23 protein-coding genes and 1 tRNA gene are annotated in these 26,027 nt (G+C 63.7%); 11 read left to right on the top strand and 13 right to left on the bottom strand.

Annotated features, from left to right (window positions below; all coding sequences use genetic code 11):
- Positions 1–75: 75 nt before the first annotated feature.
- From ACUXVA_RS06760 to ACUXVA_RS06750, 3 genes are read right to left on the bottom strand one after another with little or no spacing between them, the layout of a single operon-like run.
- Complete coding sequence (locus tag ACUXVA_RS06760) at positions 76–1,044, bottom strand: Bug family tripartite tricarboxylate transporter substrate binding protein (RefSeq protein ID WP_445491381.1); 969 nt, start codon at positions 1,042–1,044, stop codon at positions 76–78.
- Positions 1,041–1,838: an alpha/beta fold hydrolase gene (locus ACUXVA_RS06755; RefSeq protein WP_265080994.1), complete on the bottom strand. Its 798-nt coding sequence runs from the start codon at positions 1,836–1,838 to the stop codon at positions 1,041–1,043. Before ACUXVA_RS06755 ends, ACUXVA_RS06760 begins: the two co-directional genes overlap by 4 nt.
- 47 nt (positions 1,839–1,885) lie before the next feature.
- A complete protein-coding gene (locus tag ACUXVA_RS06750) occupies positions 1,886–2,791 on the bottom strand; it encodes a LysR family transcriptional regulator (RefSeq protein WP_265080995.1) in 906 nt (301 codons plus the stop codon).
- A gap of 226 nt (positions 2,792–3,017) precedes the next feature.
- Between ACUXVA_RS06750 and ACUXVA_RS06745 the strand changes: the two genes are divergently transcribed.
- Positions 3,018–4,091 (top strand): tartrate dehydrogenase, encoded by a 1,074-nt coding sequence (locus tag ACUXVA_RS06745; protein WP_265080996.1) that lies wholly within the window; start codon positions 3,018–3,020, stop codon positions 4,089–4,091.
- 65 nt (positions 4,092–4,156) lie between these two features.
- Positions 4,157–5,125, top strand: coding sequence for a tripartite tricarboxylate transporter substrate-binding protein (locus tag ACUXVA_RS06740; RefSeq protein ID WP_265080997.1), 969 nt, complete (start codon positions 4,157–4,159; stop codon positions 5,123–5,125).
- A 241-nt stretch (positions 5,126–5,366) separates the two neighbouring features.
- On the opposite strand, the gene ACUXVA_RS06735 is transcribed toward ACUXVA_RS06740, so the two are convergent.
- The 7 genes from ACUXVA_RS06735 to ACUXVA_RS06705 form a co-directional block, all read right to left on the bottom strand.
- Positions 5,367–6,359, bottom strand: coding sequence for an IS481 family transposase (locus ACUXVA_RS06735; RefSeq protein ID WP_445491377.1), 993 nt, complete (start codon positions 6,357–6,359; stop codon positions 5,367–5,369).
- Between the two features lie 128 nt (positions 6,360–6,487).
- On the bottom strand, positions 6,488–7,930 hold the full coding sequence (locus ACUXVA_RS06730; RefSeq protein WP_445491375.1) for an aldehyde dehydrogenase family protein: 1,443 nt from the start codon (positions 7,928–7,930) through the stop codon (positions 6,488–6,490).
- Between the two features lie 63 nt (positions 7,931–7,993).
- A complete protein-coding gene (locus tag ACUXVA_RS06725) occupies positions 7,994–8,713 on the bottom strand; it encodes a ribonuclease activity regulator RraA (protein ID WP_265080999.1) in 720 nt (239 codons plus the stop codon).
- 199 nt (positions 8,714–8,912) lie between these two features.
- Positions 8,913–10,652 carry an L-arabinonate dehydratase gene (araD, locus tag ACUXVA_RS06720; RefSeq protein ID WP_445491373.1) on the bottom strand — a complete coding sequence of 580 codons (1,740 nt, stop codon included), beginning with the start codon at positions 10,650–10,652 and terminating at the stop codon, positions 8,913–8,915.
- Between the two features lie 101 nt (positions 10,653–10,753).
- Positions 10,754–11,614: an ABC transporter permease gene (locus ACUXVA_RS06715; protein WP_445491371.1), complete on the bottom strand. Its 861-nt coding sequence runs from the start codon at positions 11,612–11,614 to the stop codon at positions 10,754–10,756.
- Positions 11,615–11,624: 10 nt separating this feature from the next.
- Positions 11,625–12,389 carry an ABC transporter ATP-binding protein gene (locus ACUXVA_RS06710; protein ID WP_445491369.1) on the bottom strand — a complete coding sequence of 255 codons (765 nt, stop codon included), beginning with the start codon at positions 12,387–12,389 and terminating at the stop codon, positions 11,625–11,627.
- The gene (locus ACUXVA_RS06705) at positions 12,389–13,405 is read right to left on the bottom strand and encodes an ABC transporter substrate-binding protein (RefSeq protein ID WP_265081002.1); all 1,017 of its coding nucleotides are present in this window, start codon (positions 13,403–13,405) and stop codon (positions 12,389–12,391) included. The genes ACUXVA_RS06710 and ACUXVA_RS06705 overlap by 1 nt, the downstream gene beginning before the upstream one ends.
- Positions 13,406–13,507: 102 nt before the next feature.
- Here ACUXVA_RS06705 and ACUXVA_RS06700 point away from each other — a divergent pair, with 102 nt between their 5' ends.
- From ACUXVA_RS06700 to ACUXVA_RS06665, 8 genes are all read left to right on the top strand, one after another.
- Positions 13,508–14,227 carry a GntR family transcriptional regulator gene (locus ACUXVA_RS06700; protein ID WP_265081003.1) on the top strand — a complete coding sequence of 240 codons (720 nt, stop codon included), beginning with the start codon at positions 13,508–13,510 and terminating at the stop codon, positions 14,225–14,227.
- A 63-nt stretch (positions 14,228–14,290) separates the two neighbouring features.
- The gene (locus tag ACUXVA_RS06695; RefSeq protein WP_265081004.1) at positions 14,291–15,475 is read left to right on the top strand and encodes an extracellular solute-binding protein; all 1,185 of its coding nucleotides are present in this window, start codon (positions 14,291–14,293) and stop codon (positions 15,473–15,475) included.
- 94 nt (positions 15,476–15,569) lie between these two features.
- Positions 15,570–16,652: an ABC transporter ATP-binding protein gene (locus ACUXVA_RS06690; protein WP_265081005.1), complete on the top strand. Its 1,083-nt coding sequence runs from the start codon at positions 15,570–15,572 to the stop codon at positions 16,650–16,652.
- Positions 16,649–17,536 (top strand): ABC transporter permease, encoded by an 888-nt coding sequence (locus tag ACUXVA_RS06685; RefSeq protein WP_265081006.1) that lies wholly within the window; start codon positions 16,649–16,651, stop codon positions 17,534–17,536. Before ACUXVA_RS06690 ends, ACUXVA_RS06685 begins: the two co-directional genes overlap by 4 nt.
- 4 nt (positions 17,537–17,540) lie before the next feature.
- Positions 17,541–18,377 carry an ABC transporter permease gene (locus ACUXVA_RS06680; RefSeq protein ID WP_445491364.1) on the top strand — a complete coding sequence of 279 codons (837 nt, stop codon included), beginning with the start codon at positions 17,541–17,543 and terminating at the stop codon, positions 18,375–18,377.
- Between the two features lie 653 nt (positions 18,378–19,030).
- Entirely contained in the window at positions 19,031–19,306 is a 276-nt protein-coding gene (locus ACUXVA_RS06675) for a hypothetical protein (RefSeq protein WP_445491362.1), read from the top strand.
- Positions 19,307–20,386: 1,080 nt separating this feature from the next.
- On the top strand, positions 20,387–20,971 hold the full coding sequence (locus ACUXVA_RS06670; protein ID WP_445491360.1) for a recombinase family protein: 585 nt from the start codon (positions 20,387–20,389) through the stop codon (positions 20,969–20,971).
- 185 nt (positions 20,972–21,156) lie between these two features.
- Positions 21,157–22,383 (top strand): DNA cytosine methyltransferase, encoded by a 1,227-nt coding sequence (locus ACUXVA_RS06665; protein WP_445491358.1) that lies wholly within the window; start codon positions 21,157–21,159, stop codon positions 22,381–22,383.
- Here ACUXVA_RS06665 and ACUXVA_RS06660 read toward each other — a convergent pair.
- The 3 genes from ACUXVA_RS06660 to ACUXVA_RS06650 all read right to left on the bottom strand — a co-directional run bounded on the left by ACUXVA_RS06660 (position 22,343) and on the right by ACUXVA_RS06650 (position 24,845).
- Positions 22,343–23,008 carry a hypothetical protein gene (locus ACUXVA_RS06660; RefSeq protein WP_445491356.1) on the bottom strand — a complete coding sequence of 222 codons (666 nt, stop codon included), beginning with the start codon at positions 23,006–23,008 and terminating at the stop codon, positions 22,343–22,345. The genes ACUXVA_RS06665 and ACUXVA_RS06660 overlap by 41 nt on opposite strands.
- Before the next feature lie 103 nt (positions 23,009–23,111).
- Positions 23,112–24,662, bottom strand: a complete 1,551-nt coding sequence (locus ACUXVA_RS06655) for a DUF6538 domain-containing protein (RefSeq protein ID WP_445493259.1) — start codon at positions 24,660–24,662, stop codon at positions 23,112–23,114.
- 96 nt (positions 24,663–24,758) lie between these two features.
- Positions 24,759–24,845 (bottom strand) — tRNA-Leu (locus ACUXVA_RS06650).
- A gap of 149 nt (positions 24,846–24,994) precedes the next feature.
- Here ACUXVA_RS06650 and ACUXVA_RS06645 point away from each other — a divergent pair.
- Entirely contained in the window at positions 24,995–25,963 is a 969-nt protein-coding gene (locus ACUXVA_RS06645) for a complex I NDUFA9 subunit family protein (protein ID WP_265081008.1), read from the top strand.
- Positions 25,964–26,027: the final 64 nt, after the last annotated feature.

Below are 26,027 nucleotides of genomic sequence, written 5' to 3'. Positions count from 1 at the left end.
ATCCCGGAAAAAGTGAAATCATCCCAGCCCTGCACCGGCCGGGAGAACGCTCGCCGGGCAGTCGAGACGGCAGGGTTAGTTCAGCCGGATACCCAGCGCCTTGATAATCTCGCCCCAGCGCCGGGTCTCGGACTCCCCGAAGGCGGCGAGCTGCTCCGGCGTGGAGGAGCGCACCTCGAAACCCATCGCCTCGAACTTTTCCTTGAATTTTGCGGAGTCGACGATCGCCGCAAGCTCGGTGCTGAGGCGGTCGACCACCGGTTTCGGTGTGCCGGCCGTGGTGTAGAGCGCGCCCCAGATGGCGCTGAGCAGGCGGGGATGACCGAGTTCGCCGGTGGTCGGCACATCTGGCAAAACCTTCGAGCGCTGCTCCGCCATGATGGCCACCGCGCGCAGCCGGCCCGCCTGCAACATCGGCAGCGCGTCGGGAATCGACGGAAACATCATGTCCAGACGACCGCCGATGAGGTCGGTGATCGCCGGTCCCTGGCCGCGATACGGCACATGCATCAGGTGAGTGCCGGTCTCGCGGTTGAACAGCTCGCCGCCGAGATGGGTCGGCGAGCCCACCCCCGAAGAGCCGAAATTGAGCTTGTCGCCGTCGCTTTTGATCGCCGCGATCAGCCCGGCGAGGTCGAGATCCTTGAAGCGCTCGCCGGGAACGATGACCTGCGGATAGATCGTCACCAGGGTCAGAGGCTGGAAGTCGCGCACCGGATCGTAGGACAGCTTTTCGTAGAGATTGACGTTGGCAGCGTTGGTGGCGGTCGTGCCCATGTACAGCGTGGTGCCGTCGGGCGTGGCGCGCGCGGCCTCGGCGGCGGCGAGATTGCCGCCGGCGCCGGGCTTGTTCTCGACCACCACCGGCCTGCCCAGTCGCTTCGACAATTCATCGGCGATCACCCGGGCCTGCGTATCGGAGCTGCCGCCGGCCGGGAACGGCACCAGGATGCGCAGATTGTGCGGCGGCCAGTCATCGGCCCGGGCCGCGGCGCAGGATGCCAGCGCGATCGTCGTCAGCAGGATAGCACGCAGAATCTTCATGAGGCCGAAACTCCCTGGAAGAAATCGATCGCGATCCGCGCAAACAAGTCCGGCTCGGTGCGCGACAGCGCGTGGCCGCCGCGCGCCGCCCAGTATGCTCGCGCCCCCGGTATCAGTCGGACAAACTCCTCGGAGAAGTACTTCGGGGTGAGGATATCGTCGTCCGCACAGACCACAAGGGTGGGAATCGCGATACGCGACAGCTCGTCCCGCCGGTCGAAGTTGAGGATCGCATCGAACCGGCTGTCCTGGACTTCGGCATTTTCAAGCTGGCCGGTGGTCGCCGCCTCGGCCTCAGCGATTTCCTGTTCGTGCGCATTGATCCAGTACGGCGGATAGAGCAGCAGCGAACTGTATTGCGCATAGGCGGCGATGCCGAGTTCGCCGTACAGCCGGGAGCGCAGCCCGAGGATCTTGCGGCGATAGGGATCGCCGCAGGTGGTGCTGGCATAGATCATCATGGCGGACAGCCGGCCGGGATGATCCAGCGCGGTAGCCACGCCGATGGCGCCGCCGGTGGAATGGCCGAGATACATCGCGCGCTCGAGCCCGGCGTCGTCCATCACAGCCACCAGATCCGCCGACATCTGCTCGATCGAGGCCACAGGCGTCCGGCAGGACTGCCCGGTGCCGCGCTGGTCAAAGCGGTAGACGGTGAAGTGCTGCGTCAACGCCGCCATGTTCGGCGTCCAGTAGTTGCCGACGCCGCCGAGGCCGGCGCCGAGAATGAGCGCCGGGCCGCGGCCCTGCCGGTCCCAGTAGAGGGCGTCGCCCTGTCGGGTGGTCACTGGCATGAATCGGACATCCGGATTGAGATGAAATGATCGTCTGCCACTACCTGTTACGCCTCAATCATGTAGCGCGACAGGTTGGCCTGCAGCATCTCGATCAGGGTGTCCCGGGCGGGATCGCGGGTCCCGCGGGTCCAGGCGGCAGCGAGCGGAAGCCTGTTCATGGCCGACAGCGCCAGCGGCACGTAGCGGACGCCGCGCGCCGCCATCCGTGACGTCCATCGCGGGACGATGGCGACGCCGATTTCGGCGGCGACGAGATTGACGATGGTCTGCTTCTCGTCCGCGATCTGGGCGACGTGGGCCTGAAGGCCGGCTTCCGCAAACAGCTTCATGGTCAGGTCATGGCTGTGCGGCCGCGACCGGCGCTCGGGCACGATCAGCGGCGCGCTGGCCAGATCGGCAATGGTCAGGCTGGTCCGGTTAGCGAAGGAGTGCCGTTCGGACACGGCGACGACCGCGGTCTCGTGAAACAGAAACAGAAACTGCAGCCGCTTGTCGGCGCTATCCGGCGGCCGCACGAACGCCAGATCGAGCCGGCCCGACAGCAACTGCGGCAGCAGGCGGATGGTCTTGTCTTCCACCAGCTTTACGCCGACGCCCGGCTGGCGGTCGCGCATATCGTGCAGCAGCGCTGGCAGCAGGCCGGCCGCGGCGCTGTCAATGGCGCCGACGCGGATCGTCGCGGCGCGCGCCCGCCCGCGGGCGCGAAAGCTGGCCGCCAGCCGATCGGCCTGCGCCAGCAGTTCATGGGCCTGCTTGAGCAGGACCGCACCGTCGTCGGTGAGCGCCACGCTGCGCGTCGTCCGCGTCAGCAACCGGGTGCCGAGATCGTCCTCGAGCATACGGACATGGCGGCCCAGCGCCGACGGCATCATGTCGAGCTGCTGCGCTGCGCGTCCGAAGTGCAGTTCTTCGGCGGCGGCCACAAAACAGCGCAACTGATGCAGATCCATCGGGCCTCTCCCACCCCGGATTATATCATTTATTTGTATAAACCAACGCGCTTGAGCCGGGAGGAGCGAGGCCGCAGGGTGCCGTCGCCACGCGGGTCGACGTCAGCGTGTCCCGGACGCGATGCAGCGCGCCCCCTTGGGCGCGGTGCCTCGCAGATCCGGGACACGTGCGGCGAAGTTCGAAGCGTCAGGCACAAAACAAGACGACCCAGGTGAGGAACATCCCATGCGCGAATATTCCATCGCGGCCATTCCGGCCGATGGTATCGGCCCCGAAGTCATCGAAGCCGGCACCACCGTGCTCGAAAGCCTGCAGCAGCGCATCGGCGATGTGAAGTTCAACGTCGAGACCTTCGACTGGGGCTCGGCCTATTATCGCAAGCATGGCGTGATGATGCCGGCCGACGGCCTCGCCCAGCTCAAAAGATTCGATGCGATCTATTTCGGTGCCGTCGGCGCGCCGGATGTGCCCGACCACATCACCCTGTGGGGGCTGCGGCTGCCAATCTGCCAGGGTTTCGACCAGTACGCCAATGTGCGCCCGACCAAGATCCTGCCCGGCATCACCTCGCCATTGCGCAATGTCGGGATTGGCGACCTCGACTGGGTGATCGTGCGCGAGAACTCCGAGGGCGAATATGCCGGCTGCGGCGGTCGCGTGCATCGCGGGCTGCCGGAGGAGGTCGGCACCGAGGTGGCGATCTTCACCCGCGTCGGCGTGCAGCGGATCATGCGCTACGCCTTCAAGCTGGCGCAGTCGCGCCCGCGCAAATTCCTCACCGTGGTCACCAAGTCCAACGCGCAGCGCCACGGCATGGTGATGTGGGACGAGATCGCCGAGGAAGTGTCGAAGGAATTCCCTGATGTGACCTGGGACAAGATGCTGGTCGACGCCATGACCGTGCGGATGACGCTGCATCCCAAAAGCCTCGACACCATCGTCGCCACCAACCTGCATGCCGACATCCTCTCGGACCTCGCCGGCGCGCTGGCCGGCAGCCTCGGCGTGGCGCCGACCGCCAATATCGATCCGGAGCGCCGCTTCCCATCGATGTTCGAACCGATCCACGGCTCGGCCTTCGACATCACCGGCAAGGGCATCGCCAATCCGGTCGCCAGCTTCTGGACCGCGGCGCAGATGCTCGACCATCTCGGCGAGGCCGACGCCGCGGCGCGGCTGATGCGCGCGGTCGAGCAGGTCACCGGCGCCGGCATCATGACCCCGGACGTCGGCGGCACCGCGACGACCCAGGAAGTGACCGACGCGGTGGTCGCGGCGATCCACAGCTCCAACGTCTAAACGACGTGACCCGCGACATGCGGGCCATGGCCGCGACTCATAAAACAACAATCAGGGAGGCAACTATGAAGCTGAAAGCCATTGCTGCCATCGCACTCGCCATGGCGACCACGCCCGCCGGTGCGCAGACCTATCCCAGCAAGGCCATCACCATGCTGGTGCCGTTCGCGGCCGGCGGCGCGACGGATACGGTGGCGCGCGTCACCGCAGCGACGATGTCGAAACTGCTGGGGCAGACCATCATTATCGAGAATGCCACCGGCGCCGGCGGCACCATTGCCGCAGCCCGCGCGGCGCGCGCCGAGCCCGACGGCTACACGCTGCTGATCCATCACATCGGCATCTCGACCGCCGCAACGCTGTATCGCCGGCTGCCCTACGATACCAAAACGGCGTTCGCGCCGATCGGCCTGGTCACCAACGCGCCGATGACCATCATCGGCCGTCCCGACCTGCCGCCGAATACGCTGGCCGAACTCGTCACCTACATCAAGGCCAACGGCGACAAGATGACCTTCGGCAATGCCGGCCTCGGCGCCGCCTCGCAGCTGTGCGGCATGCTGTTCATGACCGCGGTCGGCAAGGAGATCCTGTCCGTGCCCTACAAGGGCAACGGTCCGGTGATGAACGACCTGATCGCGCGGCAGATCGACCTCACCTGCGACCAGACCACCAACACCACCGGGCCCATCGCCGGCAAGCTGGTGAAGAGCTACGCCATCACCACGAAGACGCGACTGTCGTCGATGCCTGATCTGCCGACCGCCGACGAAGCGGGGCTGAAGGGTTTTGAGGTCGGCGCATGGCACGGCATCTACGCGCCGAAGGGCACGCCCGACGCAATCATCGAGAAACTATCCAGGACGTTGCAGGAGGCGCTGCGCGACCCCGAGCTGGTGAAGCGCTTCAACGACATCAACACCGACCCTGTCACGCAGGACCAGGCCACGCCCGCCGCGCTCAACGCCACCTTGATCAGCGAAATCGACCGCTGGGCCCCGATCATCCGCGCCACCAACCAGTTCGCGGATTGAGCGGCCCGAAAGATCGAACGAGCTAGACTCTGATCCATCAAGACTGAAGCATTTCAATCTTGTCCCGGACGCGGTGCGGCCTAGCGAAGCGAAGCTTCGCACGGAAGTGCCGCTCCGCAGATCCGGGATCGCATCAGACGCCGGAGCCTTTGGCGGTCCCGGCTCTGCAGCGCACTACGCCTCCTTACGGAGGCGCATTGCACTGCGTCCGGGACACGATTCCACGGAGATGAATCCCGCTCTACTTGTTTAGTCCCGGACTTTGATGGGTCGGATCAACATTGAATCTGGTGGGCTCTTTTGTCCAGATCTTACAAACGTACTCGTAGGGTGTGAGGCCCTGCAGGGTCTTTAGCCGACGCGCGAAGTTGTAGGCGTCGATGAAGTCGCCGAGGTGGCGACGGAGTTGGTCGTGGGTCTCGTAGTGGAAGCGCTTGACGGTCGCTTCCTTGATAGTCCGGTTCATCCGTTCGACCTGGCCATTGGTCCAGGGGTGCTTGGGCTTGGTGAGGCGATGATCGATGTCGGCCTGGGCGCAAGCCAACTCAAAGCCATGGGCCCAGACCGGCTCGCCACGCTCGAGGGCCAGCTTGATCTCAGGGACCGCTGAGCCACCGGCACCGGGCGTGGTGAAGTGCGTGCCATTGTCGGTCAGCACGGTGTGGATCTTGTAGGGCACGGCCGCGATCAGGTGGCGCAGGAAGTCGCCGGCGATGCGCCGAGTGGCTTTCTCGTGCAACTCGACGAAGGCGAACTTTGAGGTCCGGTCGATCCCCACGAACAGATAGAGCTTGCCCTGCTCGGTGCGGACCTCGGCGATGTCGATGTGAAAGTAGCCGATCGGATAGGTCTTGAACTTACGCCGATCTGGCTTGTCGCCCTCGACTTCAGGCAATCGCGAGATGTCGTGGCGCTGCAGGCAGCGATGCAGTGACGAGCGCGTCAGATGCGGGATGGTTGGTTGCAGGGCATACAAGCAGTCATCGAGCGGCAGCAGCGTGTGCCGCCGGAAGGCGACAATAAGCGCCTCTTCCTCGACCGTCAGAACCGTCGACTTCGGGTCTTTCGGCCCGGTTCGTAGATCTTCGACCGAGGCCCGCGCCTTCCACTTGGCGACGGTCTTGGGATTGATCCCATGCCGCCTGGCCAAGACCCTCAGGCTCTCTTGACTATGTTGTATCGCTCGACGGACCGCCGCTGTCGTTGTGGCGCTCCCGTGGTGAACCTGTCCCATAGCGCATCCTTCCAACCGTCGGAGAATAATGCACCATCAAATGCTGGGACCAAACATCTACTCTTCGCCGGCGGAGGAGCATGTTGCGCCGGCGGCGGACCGCCGGCGCAACATCGATGCTTGCGCTGTTACGGCAGCGTGTAGGCGGTCTTGACGACGGTGTAGAACTCCGCGGCGTAGCGGCCCTGCTCGCGCGGGCCGAAGCTCGAGCCCTTGCGGCCGCCGAACGGCACGTGATAGTCGACGCCGGCGATCGGCAGATTGACCATCACCATGCCGGCTTCCGAATTGCGCTTGAAGTCCGAGGCATATTTCAGGCTGGTGGTGCAGATGCCCGCCGAAAGGCCGAACTCGGTGTCGTTGGCGGTCGCCAGCGCCTCGGCATAGTCGTTGACGCGAATCACGGCGGCGACCGGCCCGAAGATCTCCTCGCGCGCGATGCGCATGGTGTTGGTGACTTCCGTGAACAGAGCCGGCTGCAGATAGAAGCCGGGTGCATCGCGCTTCAGCAGCTCGCCGCCGAAAGAAAGCCTGGCGCCCTCTTCCTTGCCGATGGCGACATACTTCATGTCCTGGTCGAGCTGGCTCTGGTCAACCACCGGGCCGATATCGGTGCCGGCCTTCACCGCGTCGTCGATCTTGAGACCGCCGAGGCGCTCGGTCAGCGCCGCCACGAACTTGTCGTGGATGCCCTTGGTGACGATCAGCCGCGACGCCGCGGTGCAGCGCTGACCGGTGGAGAAGAACGCGCTGTTGACGGCGGCTTCCACCGCGACCTTCAGGTCGGCGTCGTCGAGCACCACCAGCGGATTCTTGCCGCCCATCTCCAGCTGGAATTTCTTCATCGGCCGCGAGGCGATGCAGGCGGCAGCCACCTTCTGGCCGGTGGCCACCGAACCGGTGAAGGAGATCGCGGCGACATCGGGATGTTCGAGCAGCGCGGCACCGACCTCGGAACCGCGGCCGATCACCAGGTTGAGCACGCCCTTGGGCAGGCCCGCGCGATGCAGGATGTCGACCAGCGCCCAGGTCGAGCCCGGCACCAGATCGGCGGGCTTGATCACCACGGTGTTGCCATAGGCCAGCGCCGGGGCGATCTTCCAGGCCGGAATGGCGATCGGGAAATTCCACGGCGTGATCAGGCCGACCACGCCGACGGCCTCGCGGGTCACCTCGATGTCGATGCCCGGCCTGACCGACGCCAGCTTCTCGCCGGCCATGCGCAGGCACTCGCCGGCGAAGAACGCAAAGATCTGCCCGGCGCGCGCGGCCTCGCCGACGCCCTCCGGCAGGGTCTTGCCCTCCTCGCGCGACAGCAGGCGGCCGAGTTCGTCCTTGCGGGCGAGAATTTCGTCGGACGCCTTCTTGAGGATGTCGTAGCGGACCTGCGGCGTCGATCGCGACCACGACGGGAACGCGGCCTTGGCCGCGGCGACGGCGGCTTCCGCCTGGGCGCGGGTGCCGCGCACGGCCTCGCCGACGATGTCCTTGGTGTCGGACGGATTGACGTTGGGCGAACGGGCGCCGTCGGACAGCCATTCACCGTCGATCAGATTGTTGAACATCAACATGGCTTGGTCTTTCTGATTAGGGTTGCGCGCGGGCGCGGACAGATGGATCGTATGCGAAGCCGACTACCGGTTGTTGGTTTTGCGCCAGGCCGCGAAGTCGACCAGGGTCTGCTCGTCTGTGGCGGGATAGAGGCCCAGAATCGATTTGCCGGCATTCACCTGCTCGGTAACAAAATCCTCGAACGCGGTCATCTCGAAGGCCTCGTTGGCGATCTCGTCGGCGAGGTGCGCGGGGATGACGATGACGCCGTCGCTGTCGCCGAGAATCACGTCGCCGGGAAACACCGGCGCATCGCCGCAGCCGATCGGCCCGTTGATCTCGATGGCCTGATGCAGCGTCAGGTTGGTCGGCGCGCTCGGGCGGTGATGATAGGCCGGGAAGCCGAGCTTGGCGATTTCCGCGGAGTCGCGAAAGCCACCGTCGGTGATGACGCCGGCGACGCCGCGCTTCATCAGCCGCGTCACCAGGATGGCACCGGCCGAGGCGGCGCGGGCATCCTTGCGGCTGTCCATCACCAGCACCGCATCGGGCGGGCAGTCCTCCACCGCCTTGCGCTGCGGATGGCTGCGGTCGCGGAACACGTCGAGCTTGTTGAGATCTTCGCGCGCCGGCATGTAGCGCAGGGTGAAGGCCTCGCCGACCAGGGTCGGCTGGTCCGGGCCGAGCGGATGGACGTCCTGGATGCACTGGCTGCGGAAGCCGCGCTTGAACAAAGCGGTGGCCACCGTGGCGGTGGAGATGGTCTTGAGCTTGGCGCGGGTGGCGTCGGAGAGTTTGGACATGGGGGACTCCAGATTGAGCGGATGACTTGTGTTTATTGCTTGGGGGCACCGACACTGGCGCGACCCCCTCAACTGTCGTCCCCGCGCAGGCGGGGATCCCTAACCACTGTCGATGAAGCTGAAACTACGAGTTGGGTGTCCAGCTATGTCTCCAGCGTGTATGGGTCCCCGCCTGCGCGGGGACGACGTGGCGAATGTGTCAGTAGATCACCGGCTCCTTCACCGGGGCGCCAAAGTCCGTCTTGAGAAAATCGAAGTCGCAGCCTTCGTTGGCCTGCTGGATATGTTTGGTGAACATCCAGCCATAGCCGCGCTCGTAGTTGCGCTCCGGCGCCGTCCACGCGGCGCGACGCTTCGCCATTTCTTCGTCGGAGATGTCGAGGTTGATGGTGCGGGCATCGACGTCCAGCGTGATCATGTCGCCATTCTCGACCAGTGCCAGCGGCCCGCCGATGAAGGCTTCCGGCGCCACATGCAGGATGCAGGCGCCGTAGCTGGTGCCGCTCATGCGGGCGTCAGAGAGGCGCACCATGTCGCGCACGCCCTGCTTCACCAGTTTTTTGGGGATCGGCAGCATCCCCCATTCCGGCATGCCCGGCCCGCCCTGCGGCCCGGCATTGCGCAGGATCAGCACGTGGTCGGCGGTGACGTCGAGATTCTCGTCGTCGGTGGCCTTCTTCATGCTGGGATAGTCGTCGAACACCAGCGCCGGGCCGGTATGCTTGAGAAAGCGCGGCTCGCAGGCCGACGGCTTGATCACGCAGCCGTCGGGCGCCAGGTTGCCCTTGAGTACGGCGAGCGCACCCTCGGCGTAGATCGCCTTGTCGACGGTGCGGATGACGTCGTCGTTGTAGACTTCGGCATCGGCGATGTTTTCGCCCAGCGTCTTGCCGGTGACGGTCATGACGTCGAGATGCAGATGCTCCTTGATGCGGCTCATCAACGCCGGCAGGCCGCCCGCGTAGTAGAAGTCTTCCATCAGGTACTTGTCGCCGGAGGGGCGGACGTTGGCGATGACAGGCACCTTGCGGGAGGCGATCTCGAAATCGTCGAGGCCGATGTCCTGTCCGGCGCGGCGCGCCTGGGCGATGAGATGGATGATGGCATTGGTGGAGCAGCCCATGGCCATGGCCACGGTGATGGCGTTCTCGAACGCCTTGCGCGTTTGAATTTTGTTGGGTGTGAGATCCTCCCACACCATGTCGACGATGCGGCGGCCGCATTCGCTGGCCATGCGGATGTGGCCGGCATCGGCGGCGGGGATCGACGAGGCGCCGGGCAGGGTCATGCCGATGGATTCCGCGATCGCGGTCATCGTCGACGCGGTGCCCATGGTCATGCAGGTGCCGTAACTGCGGGCGATGCCGCCTTCGACCTCGACCCATTCCTTGTCGGAAATCTTGCCGGCGCGGCGCTCATCCCAGTACTTCCAGGCGTCGGAGCCGGAGCCGAGAACCTTGCCCTTCCAGTTGCCGCGCAGCATCGGACCGGCCGGGAGATAGATCGCGGGATAGCCGGCGCTGGTGGCACCGAGCAGCAGGCCCGGCGTGGTCTTGTCGCAGCCGCCCATCAGCACCACGCCATCCACGGGGTGCCCGCGCAAAAGTTCCTCGGCGTCCATCGCCAGCATGTTGCGGTAGAGCATGGTGGTCGGCTTGAGGAAGGATTCCGACAGCGACAGCGCCGGCAATTCCATCGGGAAGCCGCCGGCCATCAGGATGCCGCGCTTGACGTCATCGACCCTGGTCTTGAAGTGCATGTGGCAGGGCTGCGCATCCGACCATGTGTTGAGGATGGCGATGACCGGACGGCCCTTCCACTCCTCGGGCGCATAACCTTGCTGCATCGCACGCGAGCGATGACCGAAGGCGCGCAGATCGTCGGGCGCAAACCAGCGCGCGCTGCGGAGCTGGTCGGGAGTCTTCTTACGGTCGGTCATGAAAGCATCCTTCGTAGGATGGGTTGAGCCCTTGCGAAACCCATCGCTCTCTTCTCAAATTCCTGATGGGTTTCGCAAAAAGTTCTACCCATCCCACCGATTCAGGTCTGGAGACCCCATTTTTGCACGGTGTTGCGCTCGATCGTGCGGAAGATCAGGTTTTCCACGATCAGGCCGATCACGATCACGGTCAACAACCCGGCGAAGACCGCGGGAATATCGAGCAGGTTACGGTTCTCGAAGATGAACCAGCCGAGCCCGCCCTGTCCCGACGACACACCGAACACCAGTTCGGCGGCAATCAAGGTGCGCCAGGCGAAGGCCCAGCCGATCTTCAGACCGGTGAGGATCGAGCCGAACGCCGCGGGAATCAGAATGCGCGCCACATAGGGCAGACCGCGCAGGCCGTAGTTGCGGCCGACCATGCGCAACGTGTTCGACACGCTCTTGAAGCCGGAATGGGTGTTGAGCGCCACCGGCCACAGCACCGAATGGATCAGCACGAACACTAGGCTGCCATTGCCGAGGCCGAACCAGATCAGCGCCAGCGGCAGCAGCGCGATCGCCGGCAGCGGGTTGAACATCGCGGTCATGGTTTCCAGGAAGTCGGTGCCGATCCGCGTGCTGATCGCCAATACGGTGAACAAAGCGGCCAGCACGATGCCGGCGCCGTAGCCCATGAACAGCACCTTCAGCGACGCCCAGGCCCGCAGCGGGATGGTGCCGTCCTTCACCTTGTCGAACATGGTGATGACGGTGTCGTGGAAGGTCGGGAACAGCAGCGAATTGTCGAGCAGGGTGCCGTAGATCTCCCACACCGCGGCGAGGAAGACGATGATGGCGGCCTTCCGGACGAAGCCGTCATTCCACAGCAGTTCGGGAAGGCTGAGCTTGCGCTCCACCGCCGCCGGATCGGCCGCTGCGACGGCGTCGCTGCGCATCAGGATTCTGGCTTCGCCCATGACGTGATCCTCAGTGCGCGGTTGCGCTGTCGGCGAACAGCAGATCGTGGATCTGCTTTTCAAGGCGGGCGGCACTGCCGTCCTCGCTGGAAACCTTGTCCACGTCGATCACCTCGGCCTTGACCCGGCCGGGATGCGGCGACAGCAGCAGGATGCGGTTGCCGATCTTGATCGCTTCGGCGATCGAATGGGTGACGAACATCACCGTGAACTTCGTCTCTTCCCACAGCTGCAGCAGCTCGTCTTGGCAGGTGCGCCGCGTCAGCGCGTCCAGTGCCGCGAAAGGCTCGTCCATCAGCAGGATGTCCGGCTCCATCGCCATGCCGCGGGCAATGGCGACGCGCTGCTTCATGCCGCCGGACAGAGTATGCGGATAGGAATCGACGACGCGGGTGAGACTGACCTTCTCGATATAGGCGCGGGCGCGGACTTCGGCGTCCTTCCTGTCGAGCTTGCGCGTCATCAGCAGCGGAAACATCACGTTTTCCAGCACCGTCTTCCACGGCAGCAGCCGGTCGAACTCCTGGAAGATCATCATCCGGTCGGCGCCGGGCTCGGTGATCTCCCGGCCGTTGATCCGCATCGTGCCTTCGCTGGGCGTCATGTAGCCGCCGACGGCCTTGAGCAGCGTAGACTTGCCGCAGCCGGACGGCCCCAGCAGTACGAAGCGATCGGAGCGATCAACGCTGAACGAGACCTTCTCCGTCGCGGTGACGACGACGCTGGAGGTCTTGTACCGCAGCGTGACGCCGCTGACATCGAGCAGAGCGGTCATCAGTTGCCCTTGAGATCGGCCGAGGCCGGCAAGTAATAGTCGGTCCAGGCCTTCGGCTGGGTCTTCAGCGTGCCGGTCTTGTACAGATGGGCGGCGAATTTCATGGTGCCCTGCGGCTGCAAATTCCACTCCATCATGCCGGGCTCCTTGAGCCAGGTCAGCAGGTCCTCGACGCTGGTCTTGTCGCCGGTGATCTCCTTGTAGATCTCCACCGAGGTTTTGGTGTCGGAGCGGATCAGGTCCTGCGCTTCCTTGGTGGCATCGCGCACCGCCTGGATGATCTTCGGATTGGCGTCCGCGAATTTGGTGGTGGTGAAGAACTGCGCCTGGCTCAGCGGTCCGCCCATCACGTCCGGCGAGTTTAGCACCACATGAGCGCCGGGCACGTTCTTCATCTCCAGAAAGGTGAAGGGCGGGATCGAGAAGTGGCTGCGCACCTCGTGTTGCGAGTTCGACAGCGCCGCATAGGCATCGGGATGGCCGAGCTGCACGGTGTTGGCATCGAGCTTCGACCACTGGTCGGCACCGAAGGCTTCCGCCGCCGCGATCTGCAGCACGATGGCCTGGGTGGAGATCTTCACGGTCGGCACCGCGATCTTGTCGCCCGGGCCGAAATCCTTGATCGACTTGATATGCGGGTCGCGGCTGATCAGCGTCATCGGCTGCGCCGAGGTGGCGACGATGCCCTTGACGCCGCCCTTGGTGCGATCCCACAGCAGCAACAGATTGCCGGTGCCGGTGTTGAGGATGTCGACGCCGCCGGCGAGCAGCGCATCGGTCTGCGCGCCGCCGCCGGAGAACGTCACCCATTTCGTCGTGATGCCGGGCAGGCCGAGCGCCGCGGCGTGCTTCTCGATCAGCTTCTGTTTTTCCATGATGTGGCTCGGCATGTAGAAAATGCCGGGCTGCCGCGACAGCGCAATCTCGGTCTTCTGCTGCGCCTGGGCCGCAAGGCCCGACAGAACGAGGCCGGCGATTCCGGCCAGACTGGCGCAAATCCGGGTAGTCCTGCTCATAGTGTGCCCTCCCGATACGATGTTCTTGACTGATTAGCTAAAGCACTAATATATTAGTACGTCACTGGCAAGCCGCCATGTGACGAATGGTCCGGCTTCAACATGAACGCGCCCAAGCCAGAGCCCCGTCGCATCGTCCCGCGCGCTGAACGGCTCGACCGTGACCGCCAGGCGGCGCCGCAGGTGTTCGAGCGGCTGCGCAGCATGATCATTTCGCTGGACCTGCCGCCGGGCGCGCCGTTGTCGCGCGCCAGCCTTGCGGCGCAGTTCGGCGTCAGTGCCACGCCGGTGCGCGATGCGCTGATGCGACTGGACGATGAAGGCCTGGTCGAGGTTTTCCCGCAGCACGCGACGGTGGTCAGCCGGATCGACATTTTCCTGGCCCAGCAGGCGCACTTTCTGCGCCAGGCGCTGGAGCTTGAACTGGTGCGGACGCTGGCGCTCGATCACAGCGACGAGCTGGTGCACGACCTCTACCGCATCATTACCCTGCAGCAGCAGTTCAGCGCCGAGGGCAATTTCAAGACCTTCATGGCCGAGGACAACGCCTTCCACCAGCACCTCTATGCCGCCGCGGACCGGCAGGGGCTGTGGGAACTGGTGCGCAGCCGCAGCGGCCATATCGACCGGCTCCGACGGCTGCATCTGCCCTCGCCCGGCAAGGCCGAGGCGATCATGGCCGACCACCGCGCCATCGTCGACGCCATCGCCGCCGGCGATCCCGATGCCGCCCAGGCCATGACGCGGCACCACCTAGCCGGCACGGTCGCCAACGCCGTGGAGATCAGCAAGATGTTTCCGCACTACGTCAATTCGGACTGACGCTTCGTCCCGAAGACCCAGAACAACAAGCCGAAACATCGGCAAACCCAAGGGAGAACGACCATGAATTTCAGACCTACGCGACGCGCCGTCGTGGCCGGCCTTGCCGGCAGCACCGTCGGCTTCGATCTCCGCGCCTTCGCCCAGACATTGAAAATGCCGACCTCGCCGGTGACCCTGAACATCGTCGACGTCGCCGGCAATCTGGCGCTGACCCAAAGTGCCATCGAGGCCTATCGCGACAAAAATCCAAAACTGGTGTCGCGCATCACCTTCTCCAAGGCGCCGGCCCCGGAACTGCCGGGCAAGATCAAGGCGCAGCAGGATGCCAACCGCGTCGACATCGACGGCGTACTGACCGGCATCGACGTGCTGTCCACCGGCGTCGACCAGAAGCTGTGGGTGCCGATCGTCACCGATTATGCCTCGTCGCTGCCGAAGCTCGATGACATCTTCCTGCCCGGCGCCAAGCAGATGCAGGCGCTGGCCGTCAACCAGGGCGTCTGCGTGTCGTTCTGCGAGGCCGGCCCGGTGATGGAATACATGCCCGGCAAGGTGAAGCAGGTGCCTGCCACCGCCGAGGAGCTGCTGGCTTGGGCCAAGGCCAATCCGAACAAGTTCATGTATGCGCGCCCGGCCAATTCCGGCCCGGCCCGCGTCTTCATGATGGGCCTGCCCTATATTCTCGGCGACAAGGACCCGTCCGATCCGGAGAAGGGCTGGGACAAGACCTGGGCTTTCCTGAAGGAACTCGGCCAGTACGTCGAGTACTACCCGACCGGCACCGGCATCGTGATGAAGGAATTCGGCGAGGGCTCGCGCGACATGATCCCGTCGCAGATGGGCTGGGACATCAACCCGCGCGTGCTCGGCATCGTGCCGAAGGAAGCCAAGGTGTTCTTCCTGAAGAACTTCAACTGGATCCTCGACGCGCACTACCTGTGCATCCCGCGCGGCGTGTCGCCGGAGAAGATGGCGGTGCTGATCGATCTCACCAGCTATCTGCTGAGCAAGGAAGCCCAGGCCACCACCTACGACCTTGGCTATTTCTATCCGGGTCCGTCGGTCAAGGACGTGCCGCTGTCGATGGCGCCGGACGCCAGCCAGAAGGCAATCGCCGAATTCGGCCGGCCGGAATACGCCAAGTTCATCGCCGACAACCCGAAGCAGATTCCGCTGCTGCCGGAGAAGCTGGTCTACGCCTTCCGGCGCTGGGATCAGGAAATCGGCGCCGCGAAGAGCAAGTAGGCCTGCGGCTCTGCGGCAACCCGACACGACGACATCTGCGAAGGCCGCATTCGACCTTCGCAGATGCACTTCATCTCCTGCGCGCGAGTAATTCATGACAAGCGACTTCAAGCAGCTGCGTCTCGAGTCGGTGTGCCGGCGTTTCGGCGCGCCGGGCAGCGCGATCTTCAACGCGCTGGACAATTTCAACATCACCATCGGCCGCGGCGAATTCGTCGCGCTGCTCGGACCTTCCGGCTGCGGCAAGACCACGGCGCTGAACTGCATCGCCGGGCTGATGCCGCTGTCGGAGGGCAGCATCTCCCTCGATGACACCCGCATCGACGTGCTGCCGCCGGAGAAACGCGGCTTCGGCATGGTGTTCCAGAACTACGCGCTGTTCCCACACATGACCGTGCGCAAGAACGTCGCCTTCGGGCTGACCATGCGCGGCGTGCCCAAGGCCGAGACCGATGCGCGCCTCGCCAGGGCGTTCAAGCTGGTGCAGCTCGAGGGCCAGGAGCACAAGCTGCCCGGCCAACTCTCCGGCGGCCAGCAGCAGCGCGTGGCGATCGCCCGCGCCATCGTCATCGAGCCGCCGCTGCTGCTGATGGACGAGCCTTTGTCCAATCTCGACGCCAAGCTGCGGCTGGAAATGCGCTCGGAAATCAAGCGCATCCATCGCGAGCTCGGCCGCACCACGATCTACGTCACCCATGACCAGGACGAGGCGCTGTCGCTGGCCGACCGCATCGTGGTGATGAAGGACGGCAAGATCCAGCAGGTCGGCACGCCGCCGCAAGTCTATGGCGAACCGGCCAATATCCATGTCGCCCGCTTCATGGGCTATCGCAACGTGCTGGAGCTCGACGTCGAGAAGACCGAAGGCGACCGCGTCACCGTCGCCGGCCACGGCCTGCGGCTCACCGGCATCGCCATGCAGCCGCTGACCGGCCCCAAGGTCTATGTGGCGATCCGGCCGGACGAGATCGGTCCGGGCATGAGCGACGCCAACGCCATCGGCGGAAGCGTCACCAATGTGGAGTATTGCGGCCGCGACTCGCTGCTCGACGTCGAGACTGCCGATGGCATCAAGCTGCATGCCCGCGGGCCGGCGACCATGCGACTGGGCGAAACCGTGCAGCTCTCGGTGCCCCCCGAACGGGTGCTGATCTATCCGCGCGAGGCGCAGTCATGAGCGCGCCCTCCTCCTCCGCCACGGCGACGCACGTCCCGCGCACCGACAGGATCGCGCTGCTGGTCGTCCCCGCGGCGCTGCTGATGATCGTGCTGTTCGTCTATCCCTTCCTCTACGGCTTCGTGATCTCGTTCCAGCCCACCAAGGGCGGCGACTGGCTGTCGAACTACACAAAATTCTTTTCCGACAGCCGGCAATGGCGCACCATCATCACCACCATGCAGCTGGCGCTGCCGGTGACCCTGCTGAACATGGCGCTGGCGCTGCCCATCGCCTTCCGGATGCGCCATAAGAGCAGCTACCGCCGCGTGATCACCACGCTGCTGATCGTGCCGATCACGCTCGGCACCGTGCTGATCGCCGAGGGCATGCTGACTTATTTCGGCCCGCGCGGCTGGCTGTCGCAATTTCTGCAGCTTGTGCACCTGTATGACGGCCCGATCCGCCTGACGCATAATTTCATCGGCGTGTTCATCTCGCTGGTGATCTCGGGCTTTCCCTTCGCCTTCCTGCTGACGCTTTCCTACGTCACCGGCATCGACCCGACGCTGGCGCGCGCCGCGGCGACGCTCGGCGCCAGCCCGTGGGAGCAGTTCCGCCAGATCTATCTGCCGCTGCTGATGCCCGGCCTCGCCATCACCTTCTGCCTGTCGTTCGTGCAGGCCTATTCGGTGTTTCCCTCCGCCGTGCTGGTGGGCGCGCCGTCCGGCTCCACGCGCGTCATCTCGCTCGCGGCCTATGAAGCGGCGTTCGAGGAATACGACTACTCGTATGCTTCGGCGATCGCCATGATCATGGGCTTCACCCAGCTCGCCGTCGTGCTGGCGGTGTCGTCGACGCGCAACTTCTTCTATCGTGGCCCCGCCAGCAGCGGGAAAGGCTAGTCTTATGGCACGTATTCTCGCCCGCGCCTGGAACGGCCTGCTGCTCGGTCTGATGACGTTCTTCGTCATCAACATCGCCCTGATGGTGGCGGCGGTGATGACCAACTCCTTCGCCACCCGCTGGCTCGGCACCTGGCTGCCCGAAGGCTACACCACCAAATGGTATTTCTCAGCCTGGAAGGAATTCCAGCCGTACGACATCCTCATCGTCACCCTGCAGGTGGTGTTCGCGGTGGTGGCGCTGTCGATCGTGATCGGCGTGCCGGCGGCCTATGTGCTGGCGCGCCGCGAATTCACCGGCAAGAAGGCGGTGATGCTGCTGTTCCTGCTGCCGCTGGTGATCCCGCCGATCACCTACGGCATCCCGTTCGCAACGGTGATGTACAAGGCGCATCTCGCCGGCACGCTGTGGGGCGTGATCCTCGCCAACCTGGTGCCGGCGCTGCCCTTTGTGATCCTGATCATGGTGCCGTTCATCGAGCAGATCGACCAGAACCTGGAATCGGCGGCGCGGGTGTTCGGCGCCAACACGCTCAAGATCTTCTGGTACGTGCTGGCGCCGCTGCTGCTGCCCGGCATTCTGGCGTCGTCGCTGCTGGTGATGGTGCGGACCATCGCGATGTTCGAGCTGACCTTCCTCACCGCCGGTCCGGACTCGCAGACGCTGGTGGTGGCGCTGTACTACGCGGTGTTCGCCGCCGGCGTCCGCGCCCCGCAATCGGTCGACGCCATGGCCATCGTCTACATGGTGGTGACGCTGGTCTGGCTCCTGATCGCCATGCGCTTCGTCGATCCAACGCAACTTGTCAGCCGCGTCAAGGAAGCGCCGCGGACGAGCTGAGGTCGTCGTTGCCACGCCACGCCCGGTGGCGTGGCTGCCGATGCGACAGGCGGCGAAGCCGGCTGGCGGAGGCCGGAACCTCGTGGTGCGTCCTCGCAGCTGATCGTGAGCACCACCGGCGCCAAAGCATCCATGACGCTCAACCGCAGTTGCGAACGCGCCTGTCGGCAAAGCGCGGCGATTCCCGGAATGCCTGGGCGAGTGGGGAAGACGCGGATGGTATCCGGCGGCTCGGGCGCTTCGGGCTGCTGACTGAATGTCGGAGGAAAATGCTGACAGAGGCCGCGGCCTTCGGCGCCTCACTCTGCGCCGGCCGGCAAAGGCCCACGGGATCTCCGGCGCGCACGCGCAGGCCGGTCGCGGCAAGCCGCTGATCTCGCTTATTCTCTTTTAAGTCAATGACTTAAAAGGGGGAATGGTGCCCAGGAAAGGATTGGGCCATCACCGTTGCATGGCATTGATTATGCTCAGGGATTTTGACCGTCCCTTGCCCTCTGTGTACCTGCTCCGTGTACTGTGAAGCAAGCCGAATGTACGCTTATCGTTGCGCAGTTACCTTGACCACCGCCACCGCCTTTGCGATCCTGCGGGAGGTCAACATCCCCTGCCATTCGTAGGCGCTCTGCGAGCGGCAATCGTCTTGGGGATCAATGATGCCAAACAACACCGCAACACAGCATGCGGCCGCAGCCGCCACCGCCCTCGAACGGGTGGGGCGCGATCCTGCTCAACTCTTAACTGTAGAGGCGTACTGGACCGCCTTCAACGAACCTGCCGATCTGTTGGCAAACCCAGCACAAACCTTCGCTGACGATGCTGCCTCCCTCGCCACGCTCTGCGAGGAGCATCGCATACGGCATCGTCATGATGGTCAGGGGCACGCCTTCCCTGTCTGGCTTCTGCGCGAGTTCTACTTGGCTAACCCATAGGCCGTCTGGAAGCCGTAGCGGGCGTGCGCGGTAGGGATACAACCTGAGATTTGGTTGCCCTCCTCCCTTTAGCGCGCCCCTTTACACACCCTATAGTGCATAGGGAGCTGCACTGAGGATGACTGTGATCAAGTCGGGTAAGTGGCCCAGTATCAAGGAGCCCCCCAGAGAGACCCCGTATGAGGGTGATCCTAAGGGTGTCCCTTCGTGCTGGGCCTTTTCAAGGATCAATTATAGCTCACTCGCCGAACCCGCCCTATAGCCTCCCTGACGGTGGGTAGGTTGTGACAGTCATGCTGAAGTGATTGGGCATTGTGGCGATCTGTCTGTTTTTGGTTTTAGGCGAAGGTTAGCCATCCCCGAACAATCCAAGGGCTGTGGACCGGGTCGCTGCGATCATCTCGCCGCTGCATAGCTGATTGCGTCGGCGCTCGAAGGTGATGCCCATGCTCATCTTCGGCGCCAATTCACTCGTGCTGCACGCTTCATTTCGGGCCAGAGCCGGTAGCGCGTGGGTGGCCAGAGAAGCTCCCAGAGCGCGGCGCTGGACGAACGCTGCGAAGGTCCTGGAGTTTGAAGCAAACGGCTGTGTCATGTCCCCAGCCTGCCGAGGCCACTGGCGAAGCTGGAGCGAGTACACACCCCGGATTTTCTGACAGAAATGTGCGAAGCCCACCCCTCGACTGGAATTGGAGCTGACTTCCCCGTACCGGGGGTCGATCCCAATGGGTGGGCTCAGCCAAGGCGAACCGTCCTGCGGTGTTGATGATTGATCGGATTGCATCAGCGAGCGTCGCCGCGCCGTGTTGATGCTTCGACTTGCAGGCTTAGGTCATGTCGTCACGGGCAACCACGGCCACCATGTGGGGCCGGTATGTCTGGCTCACTGGATGTTTCGTCTCAACTCCAAAGCCTGTCGCTCCAACGCGGACAGTAAAGCCCGATTGCCATCGTCTCGGATGGGTACAGCCCAGCGAGGCATCGTCTGAGACAACAATTCCCGTCTCATAAGGGTTGACTTGCGGATTATGAGACACTATCCCACCATGGTCTAGACCCTAACGAGACACAGGAGCGACCATGACCATCATCGGATACGCCCGCGTCAGCACCACCGACCAGAGCCTCGAACTGCAGCAGACCGCGCTGCGCCTCGCCGGGTGCGACTTGATCCGGTCGGAGAAGCGTTCCGGCACGACAACCGTTGGCCGAGCTGAGCTGCAGACCGTCCTCGACTTCCTGCGGGAAGGTGACGTGCTGATGGTGACCCGCATCGACCGCTTGGCTCGAAGCATCGGTGACCTGCAGGACATCGCCCGCACCATCAGGGCCAAGGGAGCGAGCCTCAAGGCCACCGAGCAGCCAATCGACACCAGCACCGCAGCAGGCAAGGCTTTCTTCGACATGCTGGGCGTGTTCGCCGAGTTCGAGACCAACCTGCGTAAGGAGCGTCAACTCGAAGGGATCGCGGATGCCAAGGCCCGTGGCGTCTACAAAGGACGCAAGCCCAGCATCGACATCGTGAAGGTCAAGGCATTGAAGGCGGAGGGCATGGGGCCGTCAGCCATAGCAAAGGCGCTGGGGATTGGTCGGGCTTCCGTGTATCGCGCCCTAGAAGGCATGGCAGACGGTGCAGCGGGCGCTGCTGGTGAGCTGCAAGGGTAGGAGCGGCATAACGATCTGTCTGCCCCGATCAGTGTATTTGCAGCCGCCGCCGAATGGACACTTAGGGGATTCACAAACGGCGCGGATTGAATCATAATCACAGCCATTGCATCCTCGGGAACGTAACCGTAGAGCGTGCCAGCAGTCTCTCTGCCCTTGTTCGGGGACAGACATCGGAGTTCCCATTGGCAGAATCGCTCAAAGAAAAGCCCTACACCGCTCGCGGCACCGATGCGCCGTGGTACAGCGGCTGGGACATCAGCGACGTTGAACGGGAGCGGTTTAGGCAGACCAGTCTTGCTTCTGGGGCCGCGAAGGCGCGTGCCATGCGTGGCGAGTGTGACGTTCCCAAACTACCCATTCCCACGCCGCGCCTCGATCCTTACACCTTGATGCCCAAGCTGCGGTCAAACGGGTTGTCTGCACTGAGCTTATTCAGCGGCGGCGGCGGTCTCGACATTGGGTTCGACAGAGCCGGGTACAAACACACAGCATCATATGACATCCTTCCAATGGTGGAAGGGCTTCTCAAGACCGCACGTCCCCGCTGGAAGGTCTTTGCCGGGGATGCCGGCGACGTTACCCAGATTGACTGGAAGCCTTACCGAGGGAAGGTTGATGTGGTGCACGGTGGTCCTCCGTGCCAGCCATTTAGCCACGGGGGAAGCCGGCGCGGCGCGGCGGATGTGCGAGATATGATTCCCGAACTTGTCAGGGCAGTTCGCGAAGCGCGCCCCCGTGCATTCGTATGTGAGAACGTCTCGGGATTGGCTACCAAGAAGTTCGAGGATTACGTTCAGCAGACGATCTTCGAGCCGTTGAAGAGCCGCTATCGCATACAGATGATTACCCTTGAGGCTGCGGACTTCGGTGTGCCGCAGCGTCGGAAGCGGGTGTTATTCGTCGGATTTGCCGACAAAGAAGCCGCTGATCGTTTCCAAGCGCCAAGGCCAACCCACACCACCGGACAAACGACCGATGGTCTACTGCGAACTATGGGCGCTCGCGAGGCTTTGGGGCTCCCCGATATAGGTTTCGACGGATTGGCCCCTACTATACGCAGTGGATGGACCGGCCCTCGGAACACCACGAGTGTAGTGAATAGTGCGACATCAGCGAACACGTGGGCACAGTTACGCATCTGGCCCAACGGCGTGGCGGCGAACAGGGTAGCGGCGTCCGCGTTTGTTGCCAAGAACGGCGACTTCCGGCTGTCTATCGAGGATTGTATGGTCCTGCAGGGTTTCCCCGCTGACTGGCCATTCGAGGCTCCCGTCTACAAAGCGCTTGGTCTGATCGGCAACTCGGTCTCTCCCCCAATGGGATACGCTGTCGCTCGCGCCGTCGCGGTAGCCCTCGGAAAATCCAAACCTATTTCGACGCCTTCAGCCAAGCGCGAACGAGCTTCCTGAGGCTCTTTGCTGGCTCCTTCTTATCGAGCGATGGAAGGGCCTCTAGGAAGGCCATCGGGATGTGGGGGTTGTTCAGAGTTGATCCTCGTTCGATCAGATACGCCGTCCTATGCCGGAATATCTCCAGCATTCGGTCAGGGCTGTAGCCTTCCTTCACGTCCATCATGTCCTTGTACTGACTTGCTGTGTACTGCGCCTTGTGCAGCGCCTTAGCGTCATTCAGGGAGTAGAAGGACTTCTTGCCGATGACGCTCTCCATAGCCTTGAGCGTCAGCAACGGCGGAACGTGTTCTGCTATGTCGAAGTCAGGTTTAATCGAAGACCAGATCTTGTTTACCCAGAATGCCATCGCATCCGGGCTACCGTACTTGCATTCTTGGATTTTCACGCCGTCGTAGAATGCGACGATCCAGTGCTTGTTACGCCACTTCTCGATGTGATCCTTACCGAGGTCTCTGACAGTGCTCAGACCGCCACGAGCTGTCGTGACCGACTTCAACTCAAATTCAACCTCTGTGCCTGAGACAGTTAGGACAGCGTCCACGCCATGCCTAACCCGATTAGCGGGGCGCTCTAGATTGAACAGGTCAACCAGTTGATTCTCTCTTGCATCGTCTTGCGCCATTGCCTGCCCACGCCCCCCGAATCGTTTCGGATAGACTGGTGACGCAAGCTGACTAGTGTCAAGCAACGTCTCGTGGGCGAGCCACTAGCAATCGCATGGCAGACTAATTGAGTTCGTACCGGGGGAACTTGGCCAGCGCGACCGCCATCGCCGTGAAGGTCCGATCACCATAGTCGTCGGCCACATCGCGCCGCCCGTGGCCGCAGATGGCATTCACGATACCCTCGCTCGCGTCCACGTCACGACCGACCGTCTGGAAGCGGTGTCGCCATCCGTGGTTGGGCGCAACCCGCTCGTCCGGAACGATCTTCCGCACGAACTCGCACAGCCGGTTCTTGACAGCGCGGACACGCCCATCGGCTTCTGCCCGGTCTTTGGCCTTCACGAAGAGGTAGCCATCCGGGGAGCTGTTCACGAACTTGACGAAGCCAATGTCGAGGAGATGCAGATGCAGCACCACGCGCCTCGTCTTCTTGTCCTTCACCTTGCCTGCCTCTGGCGTGATCGTGACAATCAGGTAAGCGCCCCGCTGCTCAACATCCTCCCGGCGAAGTTGAACCATCTCGCCGACCCGCGAGCCCGTGTAGGCGCACAGCCAGGGCACCCACCGCTTGGCTGCAGCCGTCTGCGCAAGTTCTCTCGGAGCGGCTTTGTAGGCGCTCGCAGCCCGCAGGATGTCGATCGCTTCAACCGCTGTGAGACCCCGCTCGCGCTCTTGGTTCTTCTTCCCCAACTTCAATTTGAGTTGCGGCACAGGATTGGCTGGAATGCGTCGGTTCTCCGTAGCCCAACCGAGCACTGATTTGAGGACCGCTATATCGGTGTGCTTGACCGTCTTCAACGAGATGCCAGCCGCAAGCCGGGCATCCTTCCATCTGATCACGTCATCCGGGGTGATCAGCAGGGCATCGTCATGGCCAACGAAGTCCACGAAACGCTGCATGAGGGACCTGTACTCGCTGATTGTCTTGTCGGTGCGATTGGCGAGACGGGCTTCCCGTTCCCAATCGGCGAAAAGGGTCATGGTCGGCACCTTCGCAGGCGTGCCGTTCAGGGCGGCTTCCGGCGCCCACACGCCAAACCGCTGCTCTATCGTGTCCGGGCCGTAGTCCCCTCTACCGCGCCGCTCCAGCAGCGCCGTGGCGTCCTTGAACGCACCGTGCATGGCGGTTGCCAACCTAACCCGCGTTTCGTCATCGACCTGCAGCGCCCTCTGCTCAAGAAGCTCGGCGACGTAGGGCTCCATCTCTGCCTGTGCCTTGACCATGTCCCACTTCTGGGCCGCGTGGTTCAGTATCCCCCAGAGCGAGGCCCGCCCGGGGTCGGCCTCCCATTCCTTCTTTGTCTGGCGATACCATTCTCCGGCGAGCCCGATCACGCGCTGGTGCGTCAAGCGAGCCGGGCCGTCCCGCAACGACTGCCAGAAGCTGTTGAGGTACGACAAGGCCGTAGCCTGCCGCTCTTTGGCTTGCTTCGGATCTGTGGTGCGCAGGGACACCTTGACGATGCCGGTGCCACCGACGCGCACGGGGACGACATCTTCTCCGACCGGGATACGAAGCGTCACGCCAATCGCCACGGCGAGCACGTCCGCCGGGACACGTCTACGCAAGTAGTGAGCGGTGGAGTTTTTGAGCCGTATCGGTGAGGGCATTCGCAGGAGCATGTGTACCGTCTCTGTGTACCAGAGAGACGGCCAAATTCCCCCGAGAAGGGGAAGTTGAGCAATTACAACAACGTATTGTGGGAATGGTGCCCAGGAAAGGACTCGAACCTTCACAGCCGTTAAGCTACTGGCACCTGAAGCCAGCGCGTCTACCAATTCCGCCACCTGGGCCGACGCGCGGTTAGTACGGACCGGTTACACGATTGTCAAATTGCTTTCGCGGTTCAAATCCGCTGTACAGCGCAACCGTCATGGCGTATCGCGAAAGTGCCTCTTCAAACCCGTTTTGCGCCGCACCACCGACCCCGAGGAACCCCGCCATGACCGCCCCCATCGATACCCTCGTCACGGTTTTCGGCGGCTCGGGCTTTCTCGGCCGCCATGTGGTCCGGGCGCTGGTGAAGCGCGATTACCGGGTCCGGGTGGCCGTGCGCCGGCCGGAACTCGCCGGCCACCTGCAGCCGCTCGGCAAGGTCGGCCAGATCCATGCCGTGCAGGCCAATCTGCGCTACCCGGCCTCGGTGACCGCGGCGATGCGCGACGCCAGCATCGTGGTCAATCTTTGCGGCATCCTGACCGAATCAGGCGCGCAGCGCTTCGACGCCGTGCAGGCGCAGGGCGCCAGGACCATTGCCGAGGGCGCGAAGGCGATCGGGGCCCGCATGGTCCATGTCTCGGCGATCGGCGCCGACGCCAATTCCGAATCCGCCTATGCCCGCGCCAAGGCCGCCGGCGAGGCCGCGGTGCTGGAAGCGGTGCCCAATGCAACGATCCTGCGGCCCTCGGTGGTGTTCGGCCCCGAGGACCAGTTCACCAACCGATTCGCCACCTTGGCCCGGATGGCGCCGGTGATGCCGGTGTTCGGCGCGGATACGAAAATGCAGCCGGTCTATGTGGGCGACGTCGCCACCGCCGTGGCCGACGCCGTCGACGGCAAGACGGTGCCTGGCGCCACCTACGAGCTGGGCGGCCCGGAAGTGCTGACCATGCGCGAGATCGTCGAGATCATCCTGGCCACCATCGAGCGCAAGCGCATGCTGGTGCCGGTGCCGTTCGGCATCGCCAAAATGAAGGCCATGTTCCTGCAGTTCGCACCGGGCGCCTTCAAGCTGACGCCGGACCAGGTGGCGCTGCTGCGAACCGACAATGTGGTGTCGGACGCCGCCAAGGCGGCCGGGCTGACGCTGGACGGCCTCGGCATTGCAGCCGATTCGCTGGAAGCGATCGCCCCGCAATATCTCTGGCGCTTCCGCGCCACCGGCCAGTTCGCCCATAACGGTGTGAACTAAGAATCCCTTGTCCCGGGCGCGCCGCAGCACGGAGTGCTGCTGCGCAGAACCGGGACCGTACCAA

This window comes from Rhodopseudomonas sp. RCAM05734 (assembly GCF_052658035.1).
This window is presented reverse-complemented; position numbering and strand designations above follow the sequence as displayed.